Below are 16,974 nucleotides of genomic sequence, written 5' to 3'. Positions count from 1 at the left end.
AAGTGGATGTCCACGTTCTCGTGAACATCCACTTTTTGCTGTGTGTCGTCGGATTGCCCCTTCCACAGTGGATCCGTGTACGACATCAGCACACGCAAACGAGCCCTCGCAATGGTGGCCCAGGGCCGTAGCCTGAACTCGGTGAGCCGTGAGACAGGTATCTCGCGGGCCGCGATCCGCTCCTGGCGGGATCGCCTCGAGCCACGGACTCGAATGGCGCAGCCAGACCACGAACCCCCCGCCGACGAGTGCGCGTACGCCTACCTGCTGGGCCTCTATCTCGGCGATGGCTGCATCAGCGGCCACCCTCGCGGCATCGGCTACTACCTGAGAATCGCATGCGCGAACTCATGGCCTGGCCTGATCGAAGCATGCGAGATCACCATGCGCGCCATCAACCCGACCGGCTGCGCCTCTCGCATTCAGGCGCAGGGATACGTCTCAGTGGTCAGCTACAGCAGGCACTGGCCGTACCTCTTCCCCCAGCACGGGCCCGGCAAGAAACACGAACGCCGCATCGCCCTCGATCCCTGGCAACAGGTCATCGTGGAGACTCACCCCTGGGAGTTCATCCGGGGGCTCATCCACTCCGACGGCTGCCGGATCACCAACTGGACGACCCGTCTCGTGGGAGGTGAGCGGAAGCGCTACGAATATCCCCGGTACTTCTTCACCAACCTGTCGGCCGACATCATCCGGCTTTTTACCACCGCCCTCGACCAGGTCGGCGTCGAGTGGAAGCAGGCGAACGCACGCAACATCTCGATCGCCCGCAAAGCCTCCGTAGCCCTCATGGACGCCCACGTCGGACCCAAGTACTGACGGCGCCCTACTTCGGACTGTCGTCCTCGCCGATGTGGTGGACGCGGACCATGTTCGTCGAGCCGGAGACGCCGGGGGGCGAGCCCGCCGTGATGACGACCGTGTCGCCCTTCTGGCAGCGGCCGTAGCGGAGCAGCAGTTCGTCGACCTGGTCGACCATCGCGTCCGTCGATCCGACCTGCGGGCCGAGGAACGTCTCGACGCCCCAGGTGAGGCTGAGTTGGGAGCGGGTGGCCTGGTCGGGGGTGAAGGCGAGGAGGGGGATCGGGGAGCGGTAGCGGGAGAGGCGGCGGGCCGTGTCGCCGGACTGGGTGAAGGCGACCAGGAAGCGGGCGCCGAGGAAGTCGCCCATTTCGGCTGCCGCTCGGGCTACCGCGCCGCCCTGGGTGCGGGGTTTGTTGCGTTCCGTGAGGGGCGGCAGGCCTTTGGCCAGGATGTCTTCTTCCGCCGCTTCGACGATGCGCGCCATCGTGCGGACCGTTTCGATCGCGTGTTTGCCGACGCTGGTCTCGCCGGAGAGCATCACCGCGTCCGTGCCGTCGATGACCGCGTTGGCGACGTCGGAGGCTTCCGCGCGGGTCGGGCGGGCGTTGTCGATCATCGAGTCGAGCATTTGCGTGGCGACGATGACCGGTTTGGCGTTGCGTTTCGCCAGTTTGATCGCGCGTTTCTGGACGATGGGGACCTGTTCCAGTGGCATTTCGACGCCGAGATCTCCGCGCGCGACCATGATGCCGTCGAACGCCGCGACGATTTCCTCGATGTTCTCCACCGCCTGGGGTTTTTCGACCTTGGCGATGACGGGGAGCCGGCGGCCTTCTTCGTCCATGATGCGGTGGACGTCCTGGATGTCGTGGCCGGTGCGGACGAAGGAGAGGGCGATGACGTCGGCGCCGGTGCGCAGGGCCCAGCGGAGGTCGTCCTCGTCCTTTTTGGAGAGGGCGGGGACGGAGACGGCGACGCCGGGGAGGTTGAGGCCCTTGTGGTCGGAGATGACGCCGCCCTCGATGACCGTGGTGTGGACGCGGGGGCCGTCGACGTCGGTGACCTCGAGGCAGACCTTGCCGTCGTCGACGAGGATGCGTTCGCCGGTGGTGACGTCGTCGGCGAGGCCGGCGTAGGTGGTGCCGCAGGTGTTGCGGTCGCCTTCGACGCCTTCTTCGACGGTGATGGTGAAGGTGTCGCCGCGTTCAAGGAGTACGGGGCCTTCGGTGAAGCGGCCGAGCCGGATTTTCGGGCCTTGAAGGTCGGCGAGGACACCGACGCTGCGGCCGGTCTCGTCGGCGGCTTTTCGTACCCGGTGATAGCGCTCCTCGTGTTCGGCGTGTCCGCCGTGGCTGAGGTTGAGGCGGGCTACGTCCATTCCGGCGTCGACCAGGGCTTTGATCTGGTCGTACGAGTCGGTGGCGGGTCCCAGTGTGCAGACGATTTTTGCTCGGCGCATGGTCCGAGCCTATGAGTTACCGGCCGGTAGAGAATTGGTCGTGAGTGTCTACTCAACAGACTTTGCGTGAAACGTTATTGACAAGTGTTGAATTGTGCGGCGGGGTGCTCCGATGAGCGCATGAGCACCCCGTGGAATTCGGTCGGGTTTTCGGAAGTGGGTCGGCTAGAGCTGCGGCGGCACCATGGTGAAGCGGGCGTTGATCTGGGCGTGGACCCGTTGGCGCTGGGGTTCGAGGTCGAGGGGGGCGGCCGGGGCGTTCTCGGCGGCGGCGCCGTAGGCGGCGGAGCGCGCGCGGCCGGGGGCCTGGGGGTAGGCCGGGGGTGCGTTCTCGGCGCCGATGTCGGCGAGTTCGACGAGGGCGGAGAGGGTGGTTCCGAGTGCCTCGGCGTACTCGCGGGCGCGCTGGACGGCTTCGCGGACGGCCTTCTTGCGGGCTTCGCGGTGGGCGGGCGAGTCGGGGCGCAGGGCCCACCAGGGGCCGTCGACGCGGGTGAGTTCGAGGTCGGCGAGGCGGGTGGTGAGTTCGCCGAGGGCGGTGAAGTCGGTGAGTTCGGCGGTGACGTGGACGGTGCCGTGGTAGGTGCGGACGCGTTCGCCGCGGCCGTGTTTGGTGAGTTCGGGGGTGATGGAGAAGGCGCCGGTCTCCAGGCGTTCGACGGCGTCGCCGTAGGACTTGACGAGGTCGAGGACGCCGGCGTTGCGGTGGGTGAGGTCGTCGAGGGCGGAGCGGCGGTCGCGGCCGCGGGCGGCGACGGTGATGCCTATGCGGGCGATCTCGGGGTCGACTTCGAGGCGGGCTTCGCCGCGGACGGCGATGCGGGGGGCGTCGGGTGTGCCGTAGGGGACGGCGGGTGGGGAGGCGTCTGACGTGGGCGCGGTCATACGTCCCACTCTGTCATGTCTTGGCTGGCCACAGGCGTGGTGTGGGCGGATCGAGTCATCAGATCGCAACCTGGCGGGGCTGTTGCTGCCGGTCATGTGCGGGTCAGAATCTACGCGCGTTATCTACGCGCGTCGTTCACAGATTCCGCGAGGAGCCAGACATGCCGTTGAACCGCCGGAAGTTCCTGGAGAAGTCCGCCGTGACCGGGGCGGGGGTGGCGCTGGCCGGTGCGGTCGGGGCGCCGGGTGCGCAGGCGGCCGAGGCGCGCGAGGACAAGCGGGGCGCGAAGCGGTACGCCTTCACCGTGCTGGGGACGACCGACCTGCACGGCAACGTCTTCAACTGGGACTACTTCACGGACAAGGAGTTCGACGACAAGGACCACAACGACATCGGTCTCGCCAAGGTCTCGACCCTGGTGAACCGTGTCCGTGAGGAGAAGGGCCGCCGCAACACGCTGCTGATCGACGCGGGCGACACCATCCAGGGCACGCAGCTGTCGTACTACTACGCGAAGGTCGACCCGATCACGGCCGAGGGCGGCCCGGTGCACCCGATGGCGCAGGCGATGAACGCCATGGGCTATGACGCGGCGGCGCTCGGCAACCACGAGTTCAACTACGGCATTCCGGTGCTGCGGAAGTTCGAGCAGCAGTGCCGTTTCCCGCTGCTGGGCGCGAACGCGCTGGACGCGAAGACGCTGCGGCCGGCGTTCGCGCCGTACAGCATGCACCGGCTGCGCACGCCGTGCGGGCGGGATGTGAAGGTGGCGGTGCTGGGTCTGACCAACCCGGGCATCGCGATCTGGGACAAGGCGAACGTGCAGGGGAAGATGACGTTCCCGGGTCTGGAGGAGCAGGCGGCGAAGTGGGTGCCGAAGCTGCGGTCGATGGGCGCGGACGTCGTCATCGTGTCGGCGCACAGCGGTTCGTCGGGGACGTCGTCCTACGGTGACCAGCTGCCGTACATCGAGAACGCGGCCGGGCTGGTGGCCGAGCAGGTGCCGGGCATCGACGCGATCCTGGTCGGGCACGCGCACACGGAGATCCCCGAGTACTTCGTCACCAACAAGAGGACCGGCAAGCAGGTGGTGCTGTCGGAGCCGCTGAAGTGGGGGCAGCGGCTGACGCTCTTCGACTTCCAGCTGGTGTGGGACAAGGGCCGCTGGGCGGTCGAGAAGGTGGGCGCGCAGGTCCTGAACTCCAACACGGTGGAGGAGGACCCGAAGATCGTGCGGTTGCTGTCGGACGAGCACGAGAAGGTCGTGGCGTACGTCAACCAGGTCATCGGCACGAACGCGGCGGAGATGACGTCGGCCGAGGCGCCGTACAAGGACGTGCCGATCATCGATCTGATCAACCACATCCAGGCGGACACGGTGAAGCAGGCTCTGGCGGGCTCGGAGCACGCCGCGTTGCCGGTGCTGTCGCAGGCGGCGTGCTTCTCGCGGTCCGCCCGGATCCCGGCGGGCGAGGTGACGATCCGGGACGTGGCGGGTCTGTACGTCTTCGAGAACACGCTGGAGGCGCGTCTGATGACGGGTGCGCAGATGAAGGCGTACCTGGAGTTCTCGGCGAACTACTTCGCGCTGACGGCGCCGGATGCTCAGGTGGATCCGGCGAAGCTGACGAACGCGAACGGCACGCCGGACTACAACTACGACGTGGTGAGCGGTCTTTCGTACGAGATCGACATCGCGAAGCCGGCCGGTTCGCGGGTGACGAACGTGCGGTTCGAGGGGCAGCCGCTCGCGGACGACGCGAAGTTCGTGTTCGCGGTGAACAACTACCGGGCCAACGGTGGCGGCAACTTCCCGCATGTCGCCGCCGCTCCGTTGCTGTGGTCGAACTCGGAGGAGATCCGCAACACCATGATCGCCTGGGTGAAGGCGAAGGGGTCCATCGATCCGGCCGGGTTCGCGGCGGTGGACTGGAAGCTGACGCGGAACGGCACGCCCGTCTTCTGAGCCGGGTGCTTCGTCACCTTCGGTCGTCGACGAGCGGAGTCAGTGCCGGTGCCTCACGGGGCGGCGGGACCTGCTGCCGCTGCGTGAGGCCGAAGGTGGTGAAGGCGGTGCGGCGTGGGAGCGCGTACGCCTCCCTGCCCGTCAGGGAGTTGAGGATGATCGCGCTGCGCCAGGCGGCGAGGCCGAGGTCCGGGGCGCCGACGCCGTGCGTGTGGGTCTCGGCGTTCTGGACGTACACGGTGCCGGTGACGGACGGGTCGAGGACGAGGCGGTAGTCCTCGTCGATGCGCGGGCGGTCCTGGCTGTCGCGGCGCATGTAGGGGTCGAGGCCGGCGAGGATGCGGTCGAGGGGGCGTTCGCGGTAGCCGGTGGCGAGGACGACGGCGTCGGTGGTGAGGCGGGAGCGGCTGTCCTGCCGGCCGTGTTCCAGGTGCAGTTCCACCTTGGTCGTCGCGACGCGTCCGGCGGTGCGGACGCGGACGCCGGGGGTGAGGACGGCGTCGGGCCAGCCGCCGTGCAGGGTGCGGCGGTACAGCTCGTCGTGGATGGCGGCGATGGTGGCGGTGTCGATGCCCTGGTGCAGCTGCCACTGCCCGGCGAGGAGCCGGTCGCGGGCGGATTCGGGCAGGGCGTGGAAGTAGCGGGTGTGGTCGGGGGTGAAGTGCTCCAGGCCGAGCTTGGAGTACTCCATGGGCGCGAAGGCGTCGGTGCGGCCCAGCCAGTGGAGCTTCTCGCGCCCGGCGGGCCTGCCCCGCAGCAGGTCGAGGAAGATCTCGGCGCCGGACTGTCCGATGCCCACGACGGTGACGTGCTCGGCGGCGAGCAGGGCGTCGCGGTGGTCGAGGTAGTCGGCGGCGTGCACGACGGGCACGCCGGGGGCCTCGACGAGGGGTTTGAGGGCATCGGGGACGTAGGGCTCGGTGCCGATGCCGAGGACGACGTTGTGCGTGTAGGTCCGGCCGAGGGCCTCCGCTTCTCCGTCGGCGTCGAGCTGGGTGAAGTCGACTTCGAAGAGGTCGCGTTCGGGGTTCCAGCGGACGGCGTCGACCTGGTGGCCGAAGTGGAGGCCGGGGAGGCTCTCGCTGACCCAGCGGCAGTAGGCGTCGTACTCGGCGCGCTGGATGTGGAGGCGCTCGGCGAAGTAGAAGGGGAAGAGCCGCTCGCGGGACCTGAGGTAGTTGAGGAAGGTCCAGGGGCTGGTGGGGTCGGCGAGGCTCACCAGGTCGGCGAGGAACGGCACCTGGACGGTCGCGCCCTCGATGAGCAGGCCGGAGTGCCAGCCGAAGGCGGGGCGCTGCTCGTAGAAGGCGGTGTCGAGTTCGCCGAGGGGGTGGGCGAGCGCGGCGAGGGACAGGTTGAACGGGCCGATGCCGATGCCGACCAGGTCGCGCGGTGCGTCGGGCTCGTGGTGGGGGTGCGGGTGCTGGGGCCAGGTGGCCTGGGCGGGGTTCGGCTCGTGCGGCTGGGGGCTCGGCGCGGGGTTCATCAGGGGGTGTGTCCTTCCACGAGTGTCGCTTGCCGCGCTGTGACGAGGTGGAGCAGCGCGGCCAGGTCGTCGGGCCCGGTGGCGGGGTTGAGGAGGGTGGCCTTGAGCCAGAGCCGGCCGTCGAGGCGGGCCCGGCCGAGGACGGCGCGGCCGTCGGTGAGGAGCGCGCGGCGTACGGCGGCCACGGTGGCGTCGCCTGCGCCCGCGGGCCGGAACAGGACGGTGCTGATGACGGGCCGGGCGTGGAGTTCGAAGCCGGGGTGGTCCTCGACGAGGGCGGCGAACTCCGCTGCCCGGGTGCAGACCTGGTCGACGAGCGCGCCGAGGCCGCTGCGGCCGAGGGTCCTGAGGGTGACGGCGAGCTTGAGGACGTCGGGGCGGCGGGTGGTGCGCAGGGAGCGGCCGAGCAGGTCCGGCAGGCCGGCCTCGGTGTCGTCGGCGGCGTTGAGGTAGTCGGCGCGGTGCCGCAGGGCGGTGAGGTCGTGGGGGTCCTTGACGGCCAGGAGGCCCGCGGCGACCGGCTGCCAGCCGAGTTTGTGCAGGTCGAGGGTGACGGTGTCGGCGGCGTCGAGCCCGGCGAGCCGGGGGCGGTGGCGGTCGCTGAAGAGGAGGCCTCCGCCGTAGGCGGCGTCGATGTGCAGCCGGGCGCGGTGGGCGGCGCAGCGGGCGGCGATCTCGGGCAGGGGGTCGATGAGTCCGGCGTCGGTGGTGCCGGCGGTGGCGGCGACGAGCAGCGGTCCGGGCAGTCGGGAGAGGGCCTCGTCGAGCGCGTCGGGGTGGAGCGTGCCGGCCGGGGCGGGTACGACGACGGGGTCGGGCAGCCCGAGCAGCCAGGCGGCCCGGGACAGCGAGTGGTGGGCGTTCGTCCCGCACACCAGGCGCACGGGCCCTCCGTACGCCTCCCGCGCGAGGAGGAGGGCGAGCTGGTTGGACTCGGTGCCGCCGGTGGTGATCAGGGAGTCGGGGCCGGTGTCCCCGTCTGCCCCGGCCCCGTAGACCTCTGCGGCCAGCGCCGTCGCGACCAGCGTCTCCAGTTCCGATGCCGCCGGGGCCTGGTCCCAGGAGTCCAGGGACGGGTTGAGGGCGGAGGCCGCGAGGTCGGCGGCTGCGGCGAGGGCGAGGGGCGGGCAGTGGAGGTGGGCGGCGCACAGGGGGTGTGCCGGGTCGGCGGCGCCCTCGGCGAACGCGCGGACCAGGGTGCGCAGGGCGTGCGGGTCGCCCTGGTCGGGCAGGGCCTCCCCCACCGCCTCCCGCAGCCGCGCCGCGACGGCGTCCGGGCCGCCCGCCGGCAGCGGCCCGCCTCGGGCCCGGGCGCCGTCGTCCAACGCTCGGAGCACGGTGTCGATCAACGGCCGCAGGGCGTGGGGGCCTTCGGGACCTGAGGCGAGGGGCGGCGTGCGCATGGGCTGTCCTCCGGGACGCGGGGCGGGCGCGCCCGGAAAGCCCAACGACCGGATGCGGGAGGAGGTACTTCCGTACGGGGAAACCTGTCGCAACGGCCCGGCCCGGGGCTCGGCCCCTGAGGTCGTTCGCGTGGCTTCCACCGCGCCCGGGCTCAGCCCGCGCAGTTGCCCGCGTGGTTCCCCCTCGCGCCCGGGGCTCAGCCCTCGCAGTCGCCCGCGTGGTTCCCGCCCGCGCCCGAGGATCGACCCGCGAGACCGCCCGTGTGGTTCTCCACCGCGCCCGGGGGCTTGACCCGCGCAGTCGCCCGCGTGGTTCCCGCCCAAGCCGGGGCTCAGCCCGCGCAGTTGCCCGCGTGGTTCCCCCTCGCGCCCGGGGCTCAGCCTTCGCAGTCGCCCGCGTGGTTCCCCCTCGCGCCCGGGGCTCAGCCTTCGCAGTCGCCCGCGTGGTTCCCGCCCGCGCCCGGGGATCGACCTGCGAGACCGTCCGCGTGGTCCTCCACTGCGCCCGGGGGCTTGACCCGCGCAGTCGCCCACGTGGATCCCGCCCAAGCCGGGGCTCAGCCCGCGCAGTTGCCCGCGTGGTTTCCCCCTCGCGCCCGGGGCTCAGCCTTCGCAGTCGCCCGCGTGGTTCCCGCCCGCGCCCGGGGATCGACCTGCGAGACCGTCCGCGTGGTTCTCCACTGCGCCCGGGGGCTTGACCCGCGTGCTTTCCGCCCGCGCCGGGGCCGGATCCGCGAAACCGCCCGCGTGCTTCTCCACCGCACCCGGGGGCCCGGCCCGCGCAGTCTCCACGCGGTTCATCCCGGCGCCCGAGGCCCGACCCGCGAGACCGTCCGCATGGTTCTCCACCGCACCCGGGCTCGGCCCTCGCAGTCGTCCACGCGGTTCTCCCCGGCGCCCGAGGCCCGACCGCGAAACCGCCCGTACAGCCCTCCCCCGCACCCGAGGCGCGACCCACGAAACCGCCCGTACAGCCCTCCCCCCCCCCGGCGCCCGGGGCGCGAACGGGCAACCGCCCGCACCCCGGGCGCCTGTTCTAGGCCTTCGTGCTCTCCTGAACCCGCAGCGCCCGTGCCAGATCGTCGAGTTGGTCGGCGAGCTTGCGGCGCAGCGCCGGAGTCGGGGCGGCGTCGTGCAGGCAGTCCTCGCCGAGGCGGAGGTTCTCGGGGTCGACGGCGTGGGCGGGGAAGGCCCAGCGGCCGGCGGCTTCGGCGATGGCGGGGCCGCGGCGGTCGGCGACGTCGACCGCGTCCGTGTAGTAGCGCGGCACGTACCCGCGCACCAGGTCGGCCTGTTCGGGCTGCCAGAAGCCCTGGGCGGTGGCGGTGAACAGGTAGTTCGACAGCTCGTCGGAGCCGAACATCGCCTCCCAGGCGCGGGCCTTGGCCTCCGGGTCGGGCAGGGCGGCCCGGCAGCGGGCTGCGCCCTCCAGGCCGGTGGCGCTCGGGTCGCGTTCCAGTTCGGCGGCGATGGCGGCCTCGTCGGTGGCGCCGAGGACGGCGAGCCGGCCCAGGACGCGCCAGCGCAGCTCGGGGTCGAGCTCCGGGCCGCCGGGCACGGTGCCGTCGGCGAGCCAGGCGGCGATGGTGTCCGGGTGGGCGGCGACGTTGATGCGGTGGCGTACGGCGATCAGGCGCAGCCCGGGATGGTCGCCGTCCTCGGTGCGGCGCATGAGGTCGCGGCACAGCTCGGAGAGCGTGGCGAGCGCGGCGGGCCGCTCCTCGGGCGTGAGGTAGCGGTCGGTGATGTACGTGGACGCGAAGGCGAGCACGCCCTGGACGATCGCGAGGTCGGTCTCCAGCGGGAGATGGGCCCGGGCGGTCTCCAGGTAGGCGGCGGGCGCCAGTTCGCCGTCGCGGACGGCGTCGCGCAGGGCGTTCCAGACGACCGCTCGGGTGAGCGGTTCGGGCAGGCCGGACAGGTCCTTGCGGACGGTCTCGAAGGACTCGGGGTCGAAGCGGACCTTGGCGTAGCTGAGGTCGCCGTCGTTGAGGAGGAGCAGTGCGGGGCGCTTGCCGATGGGGTGGGCGCCGGTCTGCGGCAGGTCCAGGTGGAGGCGTTCGCGCAGCATGAGGTGCCCGCCGTCGTCGCCGAGGTCCCGGTCGTACAGGCCGGCGGCGATGCGGTGCGGGCGGCTGCCGGTGCGGTCGACGGTGAGGGCGCAGGTGCCGTTCTCACCGGGGACGAGGTGCGGGGTGAGGGTGTCGACGCCGGTGGTGCGCAGCCAGGCGTCGGCCCAGGCGTGGACGTCGCGTTCGGTGGCGCCGGCGAGGGAGTCGATGAAGTCGGCGAGGGTGGCGTTGCCGAACCGGTGCCGGGTGAAGTGGGTGTTGATGCCGGCCAGGAAGTCCTTCTCGCCGAGCCAGGCGACCAGCTGCCGCAGTGCGCTGGCGCCCTTGGCGTAGGAGATGCCGTCGAAGTTGAGGAGCGCTGAGGCGGTGTCGTCGACGGCCTCGGGGGCGACGGGGTGGGTGGAGGGGCGCTGGTCGGCGTCGTAGCCCCAGGACTTGCGGTTGACGCCGAAGTCGGTCCAGGTGTCCGTGAAGCGGGTGGCCTCGGTGAGGGTCTGGTAGCCCATGTACTCGGCGAAGGACTCGTTCAGCCAGATGTCGTCCCACCACTTGAGGGTGACGAGGTCGCCGAACCACATGTGGGCCATCTCGTGGGCCATGACCATGGCGCGGGTCTGCCGCTCGGTGTCGGTGACGGCGGAGCGGTAGACGAACTCGTCGCGGAAGGTGACCAGTCCGGGGTTCTCCATGGCGCCCGGGTTGAACTCGGGGACGAAGGCCTGGTCGTAGGAGTCGAAGGGGTAGGGCTCGTCGAACTTCTCGTGGTAGCGGTCGAAGCACGCGCGCGTGACGTCGAGGAGTTCGTCGGTGTCGGTGTCCAGGTAGGGGGCCAGCGAGCGGCGGCAGTGCAGGCCGAAGGGCAGGCCGCGGTGCTCGGTGCGCACGGAGTGCCAGGGGCCGGCGGCGACGGCGACGAGGTAGGTGGAGATCAGCGGGGTGGGCGCGGCCTGCCAGAGGCCGTCGCCGGTGTGCTCGGTGACGCTGTTGGCGAGGACGGTCCAGCCCTGCGGGGCCTTCACGGACAGTTCGAAGACGGCTTTCAGGTCGGGCTGGTCGAAGGCGGCGAAGACGCGCTGGACGTCGTCCAGGAACAGCTGGGTGTAGACGTAGGTCTCGCCGTCGGTGGGGTCGGTGAAGCGGTGCATGCCTTCGCCGGTGCGGGAGTAGCTCATGTGCGCGTGCACGCGCAGTTCGTGTTGGCCGGCGGTGAGGTTCTTCAGGGGCAGCCGGTTGCCGTCCAGGGCTTCCGGGTCCAGGGGTTGTCCGTCGAGGGTGACGGAGCGCAGCTCGGCGGGCCTGACCTCGACGAAGGTGTCCCCGTCCGCGCGGGCGCTGAACCTGATCACGGTGCGGGATTCGAAGATCTCGTCGCCGGTGGTCAGGTCGAGTTGGATCGTGTAGCGGTGGACGTCGAGGAGCCCTGCTCGGGTCTGCGCTTCGTCGCGCGTCAGTACGGACATGCAGGACATGCTGCCTGATGGCACCGGCATGGCACAGAGGCGGATCGGTTTGCGATCGATGTCCGGTCTATGTGCGGTCTTTTTCGAGCTCCCCGGCGTGCGCCCCCGAGGGCCGCTGGGTCGGCACGCGCGCGTCGGGGTGGGGCCGGGCGGGACGCTGGGGGTGCGCGGCGGTCTCGGTGTGCTCCCGGACCTGGGCGCGCAGCCGGCGCACCTCCTGTTCCAGGGCGAGGTGGTGCCGGTGGGCGTCGTAGAGGTAGCGGACCTTGGTGCGCAGGGCCCAGGGGTCCACGGGTTTCATGACGAGGTCGGCGACGCCGAGGCCGAAGGCGGCGGTGGTCAGTTCCTGGTCGGGGCCGAAGCCGGTGAGCAGGATGACCGGGATGTGCTGGGTCTGTTCCACACGCCGCATGTAGCGCACGACCTCCAGCCCGCTGACGCCGGGCATGCGCACGTCGAGCAGGAGCAGGCCGACCTGGCCGCGCAGCACCTGCTTGAGCGCCTCGTCGCCGCTGGTGGCCCGGCCGAGCTGGTAGCCCAGCGGGGCCAGGGCGCTCTCCAGCGCGTACAGCGTGTCCTCGTGATCGTCGACGATGAGGATCCTGGTATCCGACGGCATGGCCCGACGTCCCCTCCCTGTGGAGGACCAGAGTAAGTCCGGGACGCTGACGCGTAGTACTTGTCAGCTGACATGCTGTGCACAGCGCAGCATGCACCCGCGCGGGGCGCGGTGTCACTCCCCCCGGGGAGCAGGCGGGGATTCGGCAGGCGAACCCGGCTGATTCGGCAGGCGAACCCGACTGATTCGGCAGACGATCCCGACTGGGTTTCCGATGAGTTTTCCGCCCCCCAGGGGTCTCAACGGCAGTAGTCCACGCCGCAGAAGTACGGCCCCAGGAGAACGGGAGAGAAGGTCATGTCAGCAACCCGAGGGCAGGCGGCCGAGGCCGCCGTACGTGTCGTCTCCGCCGACGGCACGGAGATCGCGTTCGAGCAGTCGGGCAGCGGGCCGGCTGTCGTCCTGGTGGCCTCGGCCCTGGCCGACCGCTCCGACACCACCAGGCTCGCCGCCCTGCTCGCCGAGCACTTCACAGTGATCAACTACGACCGGCGCGGCCGGGGTGCCAGCGGTGACGGCGACGCTTACGCCGTCGAGCGCGAGATCGAGGACATCGCCGCCCTGATCGAGCACGTCGGCGGCTCGGCGTCGCTGTTCGGCTCGTCCTCCGGGGCGGTCCTCGCCCTGCGTGCGGCCGCTGCCGGGGTGAACATCGACCGCCTGGCCCTGTACGAGCCGCCGTTCGTGGTCGCCGAAGGCGATGACGGCCCGCCCAGGGACCTCGCGCGGCAGATCACCGCACTGCTCGCGCAGGGCCGCGACGGCGACGCGGTCAAGTACTTCATGACGAGGGTGCAGGGCATGCCCGCTATCGCGGTGTTCTTCATGAAGCTGATGCCGAAGGTGTGGGCGAACCTCACGGGGCTGGCCCGCACCCTGCCCTACGACATCGCGGTCATGGGCGACACCCAGCAGGGCAAGCCGCTCAACGCCGAGGAGTGGAAGGGCGCGAGTGTGCCCACCCGGGTGCTGACCGGCGGCAAGAGCCCGGCCGCCTTCCAGCGGGCCGCCCGCGCCGTCACCGAGGTCCTGCCGCAGGCCGACCACCGCATCCTGCCGGGCCTCAACCACGGCGCGGTCGTCATGGCACCGAAGAAGATCGCCCCGCAGATCACCGAATTCCTCAAAGGATGAGCTGACTTGGTCTTCGGCCCGGACAGGCCGAAGACCGAGCCGGGTCAGTTACGGCCCGGCGCGGACCCGTTGAGTGCCTCGTCCGCGATGCGCTCGTGGTGGCGGATGACCTCGGCCACGATGAAGTTCAGGAACTTCTCCGCGAAGGCCGGGTCCAGTTTGGCGTCCTCGGCGAGCGCGCGCAGCCGGGCGATCTGGCGGGACTCGCGGGCCGGGTCGGCGGGCGGGAGCTGGTGCCGGGCCTTGAGGAGGCCGACCTGCTGGGTGCACTTGAAGCGCTCGGCGAGCATGTGGACGACGGCCGCGTCGATGTTGTCGATGCTGTCGCGCAGGCGGGCGAGTTCCGTAACGACGGCGGGGTCGACGTCACCGGTGCCGGTGTTGCTGGTGGTCATGGCAGGTCAGCCTAAGGGGCGCAGGCCCGGCGGCCGCGGGCCGTCTCACAACTCGGCGGCGCTCAGCCGCTTGTGGAAGTAGACGTCCTCGTGTCCGCCGGGCACGCCCTCGATGCGCGCCCGTTCCCGGAAGCCGAGCCGCGGGTAGAAACCGGGCGCCTGGAAGCTGTACGTGGAGACGATCATGTCCGTGCAGCCGCGCCGGACGGCCTCTTCCTCCGCGGCGCGCATCAGCCGGCCGCCCCAGCCGGCGTGCCGCTGGTCCGCGCGCACCCAGAGCATGTCCACGCAGGCCAGGCTGCCCCAGGTCCAGGCGGTGAGCCCGCCGATCAGGCCGCCGGCCTCGTCGGCGACGCTGACGGAGAGGGGCTCTGTGGTGGCGCCGTCGGCGGCCGCGGTGTTGAAGGCGGTCAGCTCCTCGTCGAGCCGCTTCTCGAGTTCGTCGTCCTGGCCGCCCACCTGGAGCGAGGCGGCGACGGAGCGCTGTTCGCTGGTCACGGCCCGGATTCTGCCGGCGGCCCGGGGCGGCGACGACCGGTTTTCGCCGGGCCGGGGCGGCCCTGTGGCCGTCACACTTCCGTACAGTGGAATCGGGTTCAGGGGCGTCTTGGGGGTGAGGCGTGGCGAACGACGGGCCGGTGGAACACGGCTACCCGCATCTGGAGACGGTGCGGGCCGCCGTCACGGCGCTGTACAAGCGGCTGTCGTACGACACGATCCAGACGTTCGCCACCAGCGTGCTCCCCGCCGACGTGGCCTTCTGCGACACCGACGACCTGTATCTGGGGGCGCAGCGGGTGGCGCACGAGCTGGTGCGGCACTACCGGCTGCCGGACGCCCGGATGATCGTGAGCTTCCGGGAGATGCGGCACGCGGCGAACGTCGAGCTCGCGGCCGGGCCGGAGTACTTCGTGGAGCTGAACGACCGGTTCCGTACGCATCGGCGGGACATCGGGGCGGCCCTGGCGCACGAGGTGATGCATGTGTACCTGCACCGCCTCGACCTGTCCTTCCCGGGCGTGCGGGACAACGAGATCCTGACGGACACGGCGACGACGTATCTGGGCGCGGGCTGGCTGCTGCTGGACGCGTACCGGGAGGACCGGGCGTCGTCCCAGAAGCTGGGGTACCTCACGCCGGAGGAGTTCGGGTACGTGCTGGCCAAGCGGGCGCTGGTCTTCGGGGAGGACCCGTCGCTGTGGTTCACCAGTCCGCAGGCGTACACGGCGTATGTGAAGGGCAGGGAGCTGGCCCGCTTCGATGAACAGCAGCCGCCGCTGACCGCGGCGGGATGGGCGGGGCGGCGGCGGTACGCGCGCGATCGGCGGCACGCGCCGACCGGTCCGCCGCAGCCGGGTGCGCGGTACTCGTTCACTCCCGACGGGGGCGGGCGGTTGCGGGTGTCGTTTCCCTGTCCGACCTGCCATCAGCGGATCAGGGTGCCGGTGCGGGGGCGGGTGCGGGCGCGGTGTGCGTTGTGCCGGAGTGTGCTGGAGTGCGACACGTAGGTGTGCGCCGGGGTGGGGGGAGGGATCGCCCGCCGGTCTTCCTACGCCCCGTACACGCGCCCCGGCTCACCCGCCTCCGCCAGGAGTTTCCGCGCCGCCTCCCCCGCCTCCCCCGGAGTCCACCGCTCGCCCTTGTCCACGCCCGGGCCGGGGCGCCAGCCCTCCATCACCGTGATCCGGCCGCCCTCCGCCTCGAAGACCCGGCCGGTCACGCCGGTGCTCGCGGCCGAGCCGAGCCAGACGACCAGAGGGGAGACGTTCTCCGGGGCCATCGTGTCGAAGCCGGAGTCGGGTGCTGTCATGGTGTCGGCGAAGGTGCGTTCCGTCATGCGGGTCCGGGCGGCGGGGGCGATCGCGTTGACCTGGACGCCGTAGCGGCTCAGTTCGGCCGCGGCGACCAGGGTGAGGGCGACGATCCCGGCCTTGGCGGCGCTGTAGTTGCCCTGTCCGACCGAGCCCAGCAGGCCCGCGCCGCTGCTGGTGTTGACGATCCGCGCCTCGGGCCGGCGGTCCGCCTTGGCCTCGGACCGCCAGTGTGCGGCGGCGTGCCGCAGGGGCAGGAAGTGGCCCTTGAGGTGGACGCGCACGACGGCGTCGAAGTCGTCCTCGTCGAGGTTGACCAGCATCCGGTCGCGCAGGAAGCCCGCGTTGTTGACGAGCGTGTCGAGCCGGCCGTACGTCTCCAGGGCCGTCCGGACGAGGGAGGCGGCGCCTTCGGTCGTGGCGATGTCACCGCCGTGCGGCACCGCCTCGCCGCCCGCCGCGCGGATCTCCTCGGCGACGCGGGCGGCGGGGCTGCCGGGACCGGGTGTCCCGTCGGCTCCGGGTGTGCCGTCGAGGCCGACGCCGAGGTCGTTGACGACGAGCCGCGCGCCCTCGGCGGCGAAGGCGAGGGCGTGGGCGCGGCCGAGGCCCCGGCCGGCGCCGGTGACGACGACGACCCGGCCGTCGCAGATTCCGCTCATCACGGGTCTCCTTTCATGTCGGGTCTCCTTGTTCGCCTCATGTCAGGTCTTCTTGTTCGCCGTCGAGGCGTCCGGGAGCGTTCGCCGTCGACGCGTCCAGGAACGCGGGGCGCTCCCCGCCCCCGTGGACGAGCAGGCTCGCCCCGCTGATGTAGGCGGCCGCGTCCGAGGCGAGGAAGACCGCGGCCCGGCCGACGTCGGACGGCTCGGCGAGACGGCCGAGCGGGACGGTGCGGGCGACGGCGGCGACGCCGTCCTGGTCGCCGTAGTGGAGGTGGGACAGTTCGGTGCGGACCATGCCGACGACGAGGGTGTTGACCCGGATGTCGGGCGCCCACTCCACGGCCATCGAGCGGGCGAGGTTCTCCAGGCCCGCCTTGGCGGCCCCGTAGGCGGCGGTGCCCGGTGAGGGGCGGCTTCCGCTGACGCTGCCGATCATGACGATCGAGCCCCTGGTCCGCCGGAGGTGCTCGTACGCGGCGAGGGACACGGTCAGCGGAGCCAGCAGGTTGAGCTCCACCACGCGCGCGTGCCGGTCGGCTCCGGCGTGGGTGAGCGGGCGGTGGGGGCCGCCGCCCGCGTTGTTGACGAGGACGTCGAGCCGGGGCAGCTCGCCGCACAGGCGCCGGACGGCCTCGCCGTCGCGGACGTCCAGCGGCGCGAACTCCGTTCCAGGGAGCGGGACTTCCGGCGGGCGGCGGGCGCAGACCACGACCTCGGCGCCCGCCCGTACGAAGGCACGCGCGATGCCGGCACCGACGCCCCGGGTCCCGCCCGTGACGACCGCGACCTTCCCGTCCAGCTCCATTCGCTG

The 16,974-nt window shown here is 71.4% G+C and carries 14 protein-coding genes; 4 read left to right on the top strand and 10 right to left on the bottom strand.

Annotated features, from left to right (window positions below):
- Positions 1–75: 75 nt before the first annotated feature.
- Positions 76–822 (top strand): helix-turn-helix domain-containing protein, encoded by a 747-nt coding sequence (locus QC385_RS17715; protein WP_279542297.1) that lies wholly within the window; start codon positions 76–78, stop codon positions 820–822.
- A 7-nt stretch (positions 823–829) separates the two neighbouring features.
- Here QC385_RS17715 and pyk read toward each other — a convergent pair whose 3' ends face one another.
- Together pyk and QC385_RS17705 are read right to left on the bottom strand one after the other, a co-directional pair.
- Positions 830–2,266 (bottom strand): pyruvate kinase, encoded by a 1,437-nt coding sequence (gene pyk / locus QC385_RS17710; protein ID WP_279542296.1) that lies wholly within the window; start codon positions 2,264–2,266, stop codon positions 830–832.
- Positions 2,267–2,431: 165 nt separating this feature from the next.
- Positions 2,432–3,151 (bottom strand): SIMPL domain-containing protein, encoded by a 720-nt coding sequence (locus QC385_RS17705; RefSeq protein ID WP_279542295.1) that lies wholly within the window; start codon positions 3,149–3,151, stop codon positions 2,432–2,434.
- 161 nt (positions 3,152–3,312) lie between these two features.
- Between QC385_RS17705 and QC385_RS17700 the strand changes: the two genes are divergently transcribed.
- Positions 3,313–5,118: a bifunctional metallophosphatase/5'-nucleotidase gene (locus tag QC385_RS17700; RefSeq protein WP_279542294.1), complete on the top strand. Its 1,806-nt coding sequence runs from the start codon at positions 3,313–3,315 to the stop codon at positions 5,116–5,118.
- Between the two features lie 13 nt (positions 5,119–5,131).
- Here QC385_RS17700 and QC385_RS17695 read toward each other — a convergent pair whose 3' ends face one another.
- The 4 genes from QC385_RS17695 to QC385_RS17680 all read right to left on the bottom strand — a co-directional run bounded on the left by QC385_RS17695 (position 5,132) and on the right by QC385_RS17680 (position 12,158).
- Positions 5,132–6,604 (bottom strand): lysine N(6)-hydroxylase/L-ornithine N(5)-oxygenase family protein, encoded by a 1,473-nt coding sequence (locus tag QC385_RS17695; protein WP_279542293.1) that lies wholly within the window; start codon positions 6,602–6,604, stop codon positions 5,132–5,134.
- Positions 6,604–8,007 (bottom strand): pyridoxal phosphate-dependent decarboxylase family protein, encoded by a 1,404-nt coding sequence (locus QC385_RS17690; protein ID WP_279542292.1) that lies wholly within the window; start codon positions 8,005–8,007, stop codon positions 6,604–6,606. The genes QC385_RS17695 and QC385_RS17690 overlap by 1 nt, the downstream gene beginning before the upstream one ends.
- A 1,036-nt stretch (positions 8,008–9,043) precedes the next feature.
- Positions 9,044–11,539, bottom strand: coding sequence for an aminopeptidase N (pepN, locus tag QC385_RS17685; protein ID WP_279542291.1), 2,496 nt, complete (start codon positions 11,537–11,539; stop codon positions 9,044–9,046).
- A 67-nt stretch (positions 11,540–11,606) separates the two neighbouring features.
- Positions 11,607–12,158 (bottom strand): response regulator, encoded by a 552-nt coding sequence (locus tag QC385_RS17680; RefSeq protein ID WP_279542290.1) that lies wholly within the window; start codon positions 12,156–12,158, stop codon positions 11,607–11,609.
- A 297-nt stretch (positions 12,159–12,455) separates the two neighbouring features.
- Here QC385_RS17680 and QC385_RS17675 point away from each other — a divergent pair, with 297 nt between their 5' ends.
- A complete protein-coding gene (locus QC385_RS17675; protein ID WP_279542289.1) occupies positions 12,456–13,292 on the top strand; it encodes an alpha/beta fold hydrolase in 837 nt (278 codons plus the stop codon).
- 44 nt (positions 13,293–13,336) lie between these two features.
- On the opposite strand, the gene QC385_RS17670 is transcribed toward QC385_RS17675, so the two are convergent.
- On the bottom strand, positions 13,337–13,687 hold the full coding sequence (locus tag QC385_RS17670; RefSeq protein WP_086848188.1) for a chorismate mutase: 351 nt from the start codon (positions 13,685–13,687) through the stop codon (positions 13,337–13,339).
- Between the two features lie 45 nt (positions 13,688–13,732).
- On the bottom strand, positions 13,733–14,185 hold the full coding sequence (locus tag QC385_RS17665; RefSeq protein WP_279542288.1) for a GNAT family N-acetyltransferase: 453 nt from the start codon (positions 14,183–14,185) through the stop codon (positions 13,733–13,735).
- Between the two features lie 122 nt (positions 14,186–14,307).
- Here QC385_RS17665 and QC385_RS17660 point away from each other — a divergent pair, with 122 nt between their 5' ends.
- The gene (locus QC385_RS17660) at positions 14,308–15,195 is read left to right on the top strand and encodes a hypothetical protein (RefSeq protein ID WP_279542287.1); all 888 of its coding nucleotides are present in this window, start codon (positions 14,308–14,310) and stop codon (positions 15,193–15,195) included.
- Between the two features lie 41 nt (positions 15,196–15,236).
- Here the strand turns inward: QC385_RS17660 and QC385_RS17655 are convergent, their stop codons facing one another.
- Positions 15,237–16,160 carry an SDR family oxidoreductase gene (locus tag QC385_RS17655; protein ID WP_279542286.1) on the bottom strand — a complete coding sequence of 308 codons (924 nt, stop codon included), beginning with the start codon at positions 16,158–16,160 and terminating at the stop codon, positions 15,237–15,239.
- A gap of 37 nt (positions 16,161–16,197) precedes the next feature.
- Positions 16,198–16,968 carry an SDR family oxidoreductase gene (locus QC385_RS17650; protein ID WP_279542285.1) on the bottom strand — a complete coding sequence of 257 codons (771 nt, stop codon included), beginning with the start codon at positions 16,966–16,968 and terminating at the stop codon, positions 16,198–16,200.
- Positions 16,969–16,974 lie beyond the last annotated feature (6 nt).

Origin of the sequence: Streptomyces sp. DH10 (genome assembly GCF_029813805.1) — a bacterium.
Taxonomy (GTDB): domain Bacteria; phylum Actinomycetota; class Actinomycetes; order Streptomycetales; family Streptomycetaceae; genus Streptomyces; species Streptomyces coeruleofuscus.
The sequence above is the reverse complement of the archived record's forward strand: the minus strand, read 5'-3'. Positions and strand labels throughout refer to the sequence as shown.